The sequence below is a fragment of the Microbacterium sp. USHLN186 genome (assembly GCF_037145155.1).
GTDB lineage: Bacteria > Actinomycetota > Actinomycetes > Actinomycetales > Microbacteriaceae > Microbacterium.
Window position 1 is genome coordinate 1 of record NZ_JBBCYA010000015.1, and the last position, 461, is coordinate 461.

The window sequence follows — 461 nt, forward strand, 5'->3', positions numbered from 1 at the left end:
TTAAAGACTTGAAATCACATGAGATGGGACAGATCCAGGAAAAGACCTGCCCCGGTTTTCTTTAAGATGCTCGCGTCCACTGTGTAGTTCTCAAAGTACGGGCGGTCCCCTCACACCGAAACCACAACGGAAACGACGAAAGGGGCCACGAGGAAAGGAACAGCCCGAAAGCCGGCCCGGTCCCTCAGGACCCAACAGCGTGCAGCCACCCCGCTCCCCAACCCCACCGTTCCAGATCCCGAAGGACCGTACTAAACGAAGCCAGACGCGCTGACAGCATGTCAAATGTTCCACCCATGAGCCCCAGCGAAGAACATGCGCCTTCGTACTGGGTTCTGGACACCCGAAGATGTCAGATGCTCCTTAGAAAGGAGGTGATCCAGCCGCACCTTCCGGTACGGCTACCTTGTTACGACTTAGTCCTAATTACCGATCCCACCTTCGACAGCTCCCTCCCACAA

General features: G+C 56.0%; 1 rRNA gene. It reads right to left on the reverse strand.

Going from position 1 to position 461, the window contains the following annotated elements:
- Positions 1–367: 367 nt before the first annotated feature.
- Positions 368–461: ribosomal RNA gene (locus WFG93_RS13915) — 16S ribosomal RNA — on the reverse strand; the annotation flags it as partial.